This window comes from Bradyrhizobium sp. USDA 4369 (assembly GCF_054056435.1).
The window spans coordinates 1,153,830-1,162,500 of the sequence record NZ_JBSRYH010000001.1 but is presented as its reverse complement, the minus strand read 5'-3'; the positions used below and the strand labels follow the sequence as shown (position 1 = coordinate 1,162,500).

Here is an 8,671-nt window from a genome sequence, read left to right as displayed (position 1 = left end):
GACAACTGATATTGCTGATCCTTCAGGATCACGAAAGCCCCGACCGGCGGTCGGGGCTTTTTTATTGCGCCGTGCTGGCCGAGTGGATCGCAAGCTCAGCGCGCGAATGCCGCCTCCATCTGCTTCCGTACGCGGAACGTCTCATCGGCGGTGTCGATGGCGACGTCGCTCCAGCGCACGACCTCGCCATGCGCGACGTCGCGGGTCAGGTTCACGCGATGTGCCAATCCGATCGGCAGCGCGCCGAGCTGCAGACTTGTCGCGGCGGGCAGCACCTTGCCCCACACCGTATAGCCACCTTCGCCGTCGAGCATCTCGCCGGCGCGCAGAGCCTTCTTGGCGACCGCGACGACATCGCCGCGGAAACCGAGTGGCTGGCCGGTCGGTTCCTTGCGCAGCGCCGCTGATAGCACCGAAACGTTCAGCTCAAGTCCGATCAGATGATAGGGCTTGTACATCGCGGCATAGCGTCCGCTGGCATCCGTCTTCAGGCCGTATTGCCGGAAACAATCCGCCGCGTAGTCGTTCGGCGCTTCCAGCACGACATAGACGCCCCAGCGCAGATCGCGAAACACCGGGCGGCCGTCGCGCTCCAGCGACGACACCACCTCGACCATGCCCGATCGTTCCAGCACGCCGCCGCGGTCGCGCGGCCGCAGCACGTGGGGCAGGTCATCCACACCGCAGGGGGGAAACAGCAGCCCGTTCGAGGGGACGTCAAGCCCGGTCGTATTGGCGATCGCGGCCATCTCGATCGCCGATTTGGTGCCGTCGAGGAAGGAATTGAACATCTGCGGGTTCATGCCGGCGGACTGCGCCTCGCCTGCGGTGAGCCCGTAATGCTGCCAGACGCCATCCGGCGTGACATCGTGATAGGCCGGCAGATATTTCGTGCCCTTGCCCGCCGCGACGACATGGAAGCCGGTGGCGCGCGCCCAATCGACGAGCTCGGCCGTCAGCGCGGGCTGATCGCCATAGGCGAGCGAATAGACCACGCCGGCCTGGCGTGCCTCTTCCGCCAGAAGCGGGCCGGCCAGCACGTCGGCCTCGACATTGACCATCACGATATGCTTGCCGGCACCGATCGCCGCGCGCGCGTGGCGGATGCCGGCGGCCGGGCTGCCGGTCGCCTCGACGACGACATCGATCGTGTCGGCCAACGCCTTCGCGCTGTCGGCGCTGAACGCGGTGCGATCAATCAGCTCGGCGCCCCAGCCGACCGTGCGACAGGCGTCGCGGGCGCGTTCCGGATCGAGATCGATGATCACGGCCACCTCAAGGCCCGCGACATGCGGCACCTGCGCCAGAAACATCGAGCCGAACTTGCCGGCGCCGATCAGCGCCACGCGCACGGGCTTGCCGGAGGCATTGCGGGCTTGGAGGAGGGCGTGGAGGTTCATGGGCACCTTGTCCGTTGTCGTCATTCCGGGCTCGCGCTGCGCGATGCCCCGAAATGACCGAAAGAGAAAGCGTGAGGCTCACTCCGCCGCTTCGCGATGCGCCCTTGCAAGCTGCAGCAGCGCATCGTCCGGCAGCGTGGTGATCGGCGTGAAGTCGCGATGCGCGATGTACTCCGGCCGCGTCGGGGTGCGGATGGCGTTCGAGACCGCGTTGAGCGTGAGATACACGATCTTGCGTGGGTAGGGCGTGATGTTGCCGGCGGAGCCGTGCACGAGGTTGCCGTGGAACATCAGCATGCCGCCGGGCCGGCCGGTCGGCGCGACGATGCCGCCATCCTGGACCAGCCGCATGACGGTCGCCTCGTCCAAGGTCCACAGCGGATAGGACGTGGTGGCGAGATCGTGCGACGCCTCGAGATCGCCGGCATGTTGGCTGCGCGGCACCAGCATCAGGGGACCGTTGATCGGCATCACCTCGTCGAGGAAGATCGCAATGTTCATCGCGCGCGGTTCCGGCATGCCGTCGTCGCGCTTCCAGGTGCCGTAATCCTGATGCCATTGCCAGACGTCGCCGGTGAAGGCGGATTTGGCGTTGATCTTGAACTGATGCATGTAGACCTTCTCACCGAAGATCTGCTCGATCGGCTCGATCATGCGCGGATGCGCCGCCAGCACGCGGAAGGCCTCGTTGTAGAGATGCGCCGCAAAGGCGGTGCGCGGCGCGCCGCTCTTCTCGCGCCACACCTCCGGCCGGTCAGCGGCATAGATCGCCTCGGCCTCGCGCGCCAGCAAGGCGGTCTCCTCCGGACTGAACAGCTCAGGCAGGAACAGCCAGCCCTCGCGGTTGAAGAATGCAATCTGCTCCGGCGTCAGCTTCATGGCGTTCTCCTCGCTCGTTTCCCTGATGGAGGCGCCCGGTCTGCTTGCCGGGCTGCCTCCGCATTCAGATCCTACATCTTCTTGCCCTGCTCGATCAGCATGCGGGTCATCAGATAGAGCCGCGGCACGATGGTCGTGCTGTCGATGTATTCGTTGTGCGCATGATAGTTGAAGCCGGCGATGCCGAAGCTCTCGACGACGATGGCCTTGCCGCTGCGATTGGCGAAGCCGGCATCGGTGGCGCCGCCGGTCATGTCGACCAGCGCGAGCGGCCGCTCCAGCTCGGCGTAGATCGCCTGCGCCTCGTTGCCGAGCGTGCGGCCGCGATCCGAAGCGATAAAGGGCGGACGGCCCTTTTCGATCGTCACCTTGACCTCGGTATCGGGGACCAGATGGCTCTTGGTCGTCTCGTCGAGCGCGGCCTGCAGCTTCTCGACGCCGTCGGCGACCGTCAGGCGCACGTCGCCGATGGCGCTGGCCTTTTCCGGAATCTGGTTGCGCACGGTGCCGGCGGCGGCCGTCGTCCAGTTGAGCTGGGTGCCCGGAATCGATTTCGCGATGTCCCGCGTCTGCAGCAATTGGTGTGAGAGCTCGATCAGCGCGTTGCGGCCGCGATCGGGCGCCGCACCGGCATGCGAGGCGCGGCCCGTCACCTGCATGGTGGCCGTCGCGGTACCGCTGGCGCCCAGCAGCAGGCTGTCGACCGACGCCGCGGGTTTGGCTGCGGTCGGCTCGCAGGACAGCACGACGTCGTGCTGCTCGGCCAGCTCGGCGATGAACTCGCCGGAGCCGATCGAGCCGACCTCCTCGTCGGGATTGAACGCGACCGTCAGCTTGGCGTAGTCGCGCCAGCCGATATCCTTGAGGATCTGCAGGCTGTGCAGGATCACCGCGATGCCGCCTTTGTCGTCGGCGATGCCCGGCCCGTAGATCAGGTCGCCCTCGACATGATACGGCTCGGTCTTGAGGATGCCGGGCTGGTACACCGTGTCCATATGCGCGATCAGCATCAGCTTGCGACGGCCGGTGCCCTCGAAGGTGCCGATCACCATGTCGGCGCCGGCGCCACGCGTGGTCTTGCGGCGTTCGGTGGTGGCGCCGAGCGCCTTCAGCCGGCCTTCGGTGAGGTCGGCCATCTTCTTCAGCCCTTCCACATCGCTCGAGCCGGACTCGATCAGCACCATCTCGCGCAAGGAGTCGATCACCGCCGGCTTGGCCTGCTCGGCCGCGGCCTTGATCTTCTCATCGGGGCCGGCCTGGGCGGCCGACAGGCTGGTGGTGGCCGCAAGCAGGGCAAATGCTGCGAGGCGGAAGGAGAAAGGCGTCATCCGGGGTCCTTGTTTCATCGATGCGCACTCCCGGGCCAGGGCCCGGCGCGCCTGTCGACATTGGCAGAATCCGGGTGGATCGCAACATTCTCCAAGCCTAATTTGACCGGCGAATGATACGGGGCAGAGCGACGATGGAGCCCGCCATGTCAGACCACCTCTATGCATTGTTCGACACCGCGATCGGCACCTGCGCGATTGCCTGGGGACCCCGCGGGATCAACGCGGTGCAGCTGCCGATGGGCGGCGTGACGCAGATCCGCACCCGGATGCAGCAGCGTCATGCCGGCATCACCGAAGCTGAACCGACGCCGCAGGTGCAGCGCGTCATCGGACGCATCAGGGCGATGCTCGCGGGGCAGCCTGATGATCTCAGCGACATCGAGCTCGATCTCGATGGCGTCAGCGCATTCCAGCGCGGCGTCTACGACATCGCCCGCCGGATCCCGCCGGGCCGGACCCTGACCTATGGTGACATTGCCAAGCAGCTCGGCGGCGTCGAATTGTCGCGCGAGGTCGGCCAGGCGCTCGGGCGCAATCCGTGCCCGATCGTGGTGCCCTGCCATCGCGTGCTCGCGGCGGGCAACAAGCCCGGCGGCTTCTCCGCCAATGGCGGCGTCGACACCAAGCTGAAGATGCTGGCGATCGAGGGCGCGGCGGTGAACTACACGCCGAGCCTGTTCGATTGATGTGAGCGCGTGGCGGGGCCCGCCACGTGCGTATCAGATCGCCTCGCAGCTGAAACCATTGCCCTTGCGCTGGATGCGGCCGGCCGACGGCGAAGGGAAATGCGCCGTGCAGCACACGGTCGCGGTGTCGCAATAGCGCTCCAGGAATGTGCGCCGCGTGACGGCCGCCTGCATCGGGTCGACGTCGAATTTCGGCGACAGCTCGGGATAGGCCAGCTGCAGCGGCGAGTGAATGAGATCACCGGCGAATATCGCATCGTCCTTGCCCTTGCCGACTGCGATTGCGACATGGCCGGGCGTATGTCCCGGCGTGGGCACGAGGCGGACATGATCGCCGATGACGAAGTCGTCCGTGACGATGTCGGCCCGCTTGGCCTCGACCACCGGCAGCACGCTGTCTAGAAACGGCGGCACCTCGGCCTTTGCGTTCTGCGCAACCCAGTAATCATATTCGCGTTGCGCGAACAGATAGCGCGCGTTCGGGAAGGTCGGCACCCAGCGGCCATTGTCGCGCCGGGTGTTCCAGCCGACGTGATCGGTGTGCAGATGCGTGCACATCACGATGTCGATGTCGTCGGCCGACAGGCCGGCGGCGGCGAGCGCCCTCATGTAGGTATCATCGGTCTTCATGTTCCAGACCGGCCGCGAGAGCGGCTTGTCGTTGCCGATGCAGCTGTCGATCAGGATGGTGTGGTCAGGCGTCTTCACCACATAGGATTGGAAGCACAGGATCAGCGTATCCTGCGCATCGAGCGCGTTGGCCGCTAGCAGCGCGCGGCGCTCGGCGTCCAGCATCTCCGGCGTCAGCTCCGGAAACATCTCGCGGGCCGGCAGGAAGGTGGTTTCCTGCTCGATGATGCGATGAATCGTGAGATCGGCAACCGAAAACGTCAGAGCCACGAGATGTCCCTTGGAATGATGCGCCCGGAATGATCAAGCCGCCGGCGGTACCGAGATCTTCACCGATTCCCGCTCCAGCATCTTCTGATGGAAGGCATCGAGCGTCGGAAACGCCTTGCGCCAGCCGCAATCGGCGAAGCGATAATCCGCATAGCCGAGCACGCAGACAAGGCCGATGGCGACGACATCGAACGGCCGCGTCATCAGATCGCTCTGCGCGGCGAAGCGCGCCATGCCGGCCCAGACGCGGTTCCAGTGATCGTCCGACCAGGCTTGCCAGCGCAGGGCTTCCGGCCGCACCGCGTTCTCGTAGCGGCACAGCAACATGGAATCGAGCATGCCTTGCAGCATCGAATGCTCGCTCTTCACCTTCCAGCGCGCCGCGCCGGAGGCAGGGATCAGCCTGCTGCCGCCGGCGAGCTCGTCGAGATATTCGACGATGACGTAGGAATCCAGGATCACGTCGCCATTGTCGAGGATCAGCACCGGCAGCTTCTTCAGCGGCGTGATCTTCGTATACTCATCATTCGCCTGGCCGGGCATGACCGACATCGGCGCGAATTCGATCTTGTCGATCAGGCCAAGCTCGATGGCCGCGATCCGCACCTTGCGGGCGAACGGCGAGGCGGGCGAGTAGGTGAGTTTCATCGTTGTTTCCTGACCGACGCAGATAATGGGCGTCATTGCGAGGAGCGTCAGCGACGAAGCAATCCAGGGCGGCACATGGTCCTGGATTGCTTCGCTTCGCTCGCAATGACGGTGTACGAGGCTCAGACCTCGACGATCTCCTGGGCGCTGCTCGCCGAGGCGTTCGATGCCGAGGGTCACGACATCGCCGACATCGAGGAAGGTCGGCGGCTTCATGCCCATGCCGACGCCGGGAGGCGTGCCCGTGGTGACGATGTCGCCCGGTAGCAAGGTCATGAACTGCGAGACGTAGGAGATGCACTTCGCCATCGAGAAGATCATCGTTGCGGTGGTGCCGGTCTGGCGGCGCTGGCCGTTGACGTCGAGCCACATCGACAGGTTCTGCACATCCGGGATTTCGTCCTTGGTGACGAGCCAGGGGCCGACCGGGCCGAACGTGTCGTGCGACTTGCCCTTGGTCCACTGGCCCAGGCGCTCGATCTGGAAGTTGCGCTCGGAGACGTCGTTGCAGATCGTGTAACCGGCGATGTGGTTCAGCGCCTCGGCCTCGGAGACATATTTGGCGCGGGTGCCGATGATGGCGGCGATCTCGACCTCCCAGTCGAGCTTGGTCGAGCCGCGCGGCTTCTCGACCTGGTCATAGGGCCCGCACAACGCGGTGTTGGCCTTGAGGAAGAAAATCGGCTCGGCGGGGATCGGGTTGCCGGTCTCCTTGGCATGATCGGAGTAGTTGAGGCCGATCGCCACGAATTTGGAAATGCCGGTGACGGGCGCGCCGAACCGCGGCTTGCCGGCGACGGCCGGTAGCGAGGCTGGATCGAGCGCAGCGAGCTTCTTCAGCGACTCCGGCGCATAGGCGGCACCGTCGAGGTCCTTCACATGGGCCGACAGGTCGCGCAGCTGGCCGGATGCATCGATCAGGCCCGGCTTTTCCGCGCCCTTCTCGCCGTAGCGAACAAGCTTCATCTGGTTTCTCTCCCTGACATCTCTGTATTCCAGGGCCCTGTCATGGAGCATGGCGGGGCGAAATTCAACCTCGCGGGCTATGCGCTGCCGCCGCCCCGCACTGCCTCGAAACGGAAGGCCGTGCCATCGCGCTTGATATAGCCAGCGTCGAAATGGCCGCCGATCACCAGCGTGGTGGTGTCGGCAAAGCGGGAGAACAGCGCCTGTCGCGTGGCGATGGCCTGAGCCGGGTCGGAATCGACGGTCGAGCTCCAATCAAGATGAGCCATCTGGCAAGGATGGTGCGCGACATCCCCGGTCAGCAAGGCTTCCGCGCCGTTGGACCGGATGTGCAGGCTGACGTGACCCGGGCTGTGACCCGGCGTCGGGATCAGCGTGATCTCGTCGCAAATTGCGGCATCGCTCGCGACCAGGTCGGCGCGACCGGCTGCGACGACCGGCTGCACGGAATCGGCGAAGGTCGCCGTCTCGTCGGCCGCCTCGCTTTGGTCGCGCCAATGCTCATACTCGGCGCGGCCGAACACATACCGCGCCTTGGCGAAGGTCGGGACCCACCGGCCGTCGACCAACCGCGTATTCCAGCCGACGTGATCGACATGGAGATGGGTGCAGATCACCATGTCGATGCTCTCGGGCGGAAAGCCGGCATCGCTCATCATCTGCAGGAACGGCGTCGTGCGGTTGTTCCACACCGGCACGCTGCGGCCCTGCTTGTCATTGCCGAGCCCGGTGTCGATCAGGATGCGCCGAGTCGGCGTCTCCAGCACCAGGGTATGGATCGACATCTTCAGCTTGCCTTCGCCGGTGGCGAAGTCGGGTGTGAGCCAGGACAGCGCGCGGATCGCCTCGGGCGTCGCCTGCGGCAGGATGAAGCGGGTGCCGCCCACCGTCTCCAGTTCGACGAATTTGGTGATCCTGACCCGGCCGACCGTCCATGGCATGCGCTTTTCCCCGTTTGTTCTTGATGCCGGCGACGATGCCGCGTCGCGTGGTCCAGCGCAATGGATCGACTCTCGGGAACAGGCGTTGTCGTTGCCAGTCCATGGAGGAGAGTGTCATGCCGGAGCTGGCCATATCGCCCGAGAAAGTCGCCTTCCTCATCCAGAAGGCGCGCGAATTCGACGTCAAGGAGCAGGCGAGCGACATCGACTCCGGCTCCAATGCCGCTGATGATGACATGATCGACGTGCTCGAAGATACCGGAGACGATCCGGTCGTGCGCGAGATCACCGGCTTCATCGATGCGATGAGCGAGGACGAGCAGACCGACCTGGTCGCCCTGATGCGACTCGGCCGCGGCGATGGCGATATCGACGAGTGGGACGATCTGCGCCGCGAGGCTGCCGGCCAGCGCGACCGCCACACCGCGCGCTATCTTCTCGGCGAGCCGATGCTCGGCGACCTCCTGGCGGAGGGGCTCGATGCGTTCGGCATCGACTGGACCGAAGGCCGCACGACCGCGGACTCATCCAGCGCGAGCCAGCGCGACGAGGATGAAATTACGAAGCAGTAGGTGGTGCTGAACCGGCTCGCGCTGGGCGCAACTCGCGACCGTGCATGTCCGCTTCATCCTGCTCGTCATTGCCGCGGCCGGTGTTGACCAGGATGCGCCGGGTCGGGATCGCCAGCATCAGGGTGTGGATGGACATCTCGAGCTTGCCTTCGCCGGTGGCGAAATCGGGCGTGAGCCAGGGCGTTGCACGGATCGGCTGGGGCGTCGCCTGCGGCAGGATGAAGCGGAGGCCGCCGCCCGTTCATTGAATGCGCATCTCCCATAGTGGCTCTTGGCCGCTGGCGATGAAGCCACGTCGAAGATCCTGTTATTCTACTATTTGATGTGTAATAATTTTGCACAATCATT

General features: G+C 65.2%; 10 protein-coding genes and 1 pseudogene (1 of these 11 running past the window's edge). 3 read left to right on the top strand and 8 right to left on the bottom strand.

The window, feature by feature from the left end:
- Positions 1 to 9, top strand: partial view of a hypothetical protein gene (locus tag ACVIJ6_RS05465; RefSeq protein ID WP_456771827.1) — the 3' portion only. The gene continues 585 nt to the left of window position 1, outside the view; 9 of the gene's 594 nt are visible here — the last part of the coding sequence; its start codon lies off the left edge, out of view; the stop codon is at positions 7 to 9.
- 86 nt (positions 10 to 95) lie between these two features.
- Here ACVIJ6_RS05465 and ACVIJ6_RS05460 read toward each other — a convergent pair whose 3' ends face one another.
- The 3 genes from ACVIJ6_RS05460 to ACVIJ6_RS05450 all read right to left on the bottom strand — a co-directional run bounded on the left by ACVIJ6_RS05460 (position 96) and on the right by ACVIJ6_RS05450 (position 3,607).
- Entirely contained in the window at positions 96 to 1,400 is a 1,305-nt protein-coding gene (locus ACVIJ6_RS05460) for an NAD(P)H-dependent oxidoreductase (RefSeq protein ID WP_456776907.1), read from the bottom strand.
- A gap of 78 nt (positions 1,401 to 1,478) precedes the next feature.
- The gene (locus ACVIJ6_RS05455) at positions 1,479 to 2,279 is read right to left on the bottom strand and encodes a phytanoyl-CoA dioxygenase family protein (RefSeq protein ID WP_456771826.1); all 801 of its coding nucleotides are present in this window, start codon (positions 2,277 to 2,279) and stop codon (positions 1,479 to 1,481) included.
- A 71-nt stretch (positions 2,280 to 2,350) separates the two neighbouring features.
- On the bottom strand, positions 2,351 to 3,607 hold the full coding sequence (locus ACVIJ6_RS05450; RefSeq protein ID WP_456771825.1) for a M20/M25/M40 family metallo-hydrolase: 1,257 nt from the start codon (positions 3,605 to 3,607) through the stop codon (positions 2,351 to 2,353).
- Between the two features lie 146 nt (positions 3,608 to 3,753).
- Here ACVIJ6_RS05450 and ACVIJ6_RS05445 point away from each other — a divergent pair, with 146 nt between their 5' ends.
- On the top strand, positions 3,754 to 4,296 hold the full coding sequence (locus ACVIJ6_RS05445; RefSeq protein ID WP_456771824.1) for a methylated-DNA--[protein]-cysteine S-methyltransferase: 543 nt from the start codon (positions 3,754 to 3,756) through the stop codon (positions 4,294 to 4,296).
- Positions 4,297 to 4,329: 33 nt separating this feature from the next.
- Here the strand turns inward: ACVIJ6_RS05445 and ACVIJ6_RS05440 are convergent, their stop codons facing one another.
- The 4 genes and pseudogenes from ACVIJ6_RS05440 to ACVIJ6_RS05425 form a co-directional block, all read right to left on the bottom strand.
- Entirely contained in the window at positions 4,330 to 5,196 is an 867-nt protein-coding gene (locus ACVIJ6_RS05440; protein ID WP_456771823.1) for an MBL fold metallo-hydrolase, read from the bottom strand.
- Between the two features lie 33 nt (positions 5,197 to 5,229).
- Positions 5,230 to 5,844: a glutathione S-transferase family protein gene (locus ACVIJ6_RS05435; protein ID WP_456771822.1), complete on the bottom strand. Its 615-nt coding sequence runs from the start codon at positions 5,842 to 5,844 to the stop codon at positions 5,230 to 5,232.
- A 122-nt stretch (positions 5,845 to 5,966) separates the two neighbouring features.
- A pseudogene (locus tag ACVIJ6_RS05430) lies at positions 5,967 to 6,810 on the bottom strand (fumarylacetoacetate hydrolase family protein).
- A 77-nt stretch (positions 6,811 to 6,887) separates the two neighbouring features.
- Positions 6,888 to 7,751, bottom strand: coding sequence for an MBL fold metallo-hydrolase (locus ACVIJ6_RS05425; RefSeq protein WP_456771821.1), 864 nt, complete (start codon positions 7,749 to 7,751; stop codon positions 6,888 to 6,890).
- Positions 7,752 to 7,867: 116 nt separating this feature from the next.
- Here ACVIJ6_RS05425 and ACVIJ6_RS05420 point away from each other — a divergent pair, with 116 nt between their 5' ends.
- Positions 7,868 to 8,323 carry a DUF3775 domain-containing protein gene (locus ACVIJ6_RS05420; protein WP_456771820.1) on the top strand — a complete coding sequence of 152 codons (456 nt, stop codon included), beginning with the start codon at positions 7,868 to 7,870 and terminating at the stop codon, positions 8,321 to 8,323.
- On the opposite strand, the gene ACVIJ6_RS05415 is transcribed toward ACVIJ6_RS05420, so the two are convergent.
- Positions 8,310 to 8,459, bottom strand: a complete 150-nt coding sequence (locus tag ACVIJ6_RS05415; RefSeq protein WP_456771819.1) for a hypothetical protein — start codon at positions 8,457 to 8,459, stop codon at positions 8,310 to 8,312. The two genes, ACVIJ6_RS05420 and ACVIJ6_RS05415, sit on opposite strands and share 14 nt — an antisense overlap.
- Between the last annotated feature and the right edge of the window lie 212 nt (positions 8,460 to 8,671).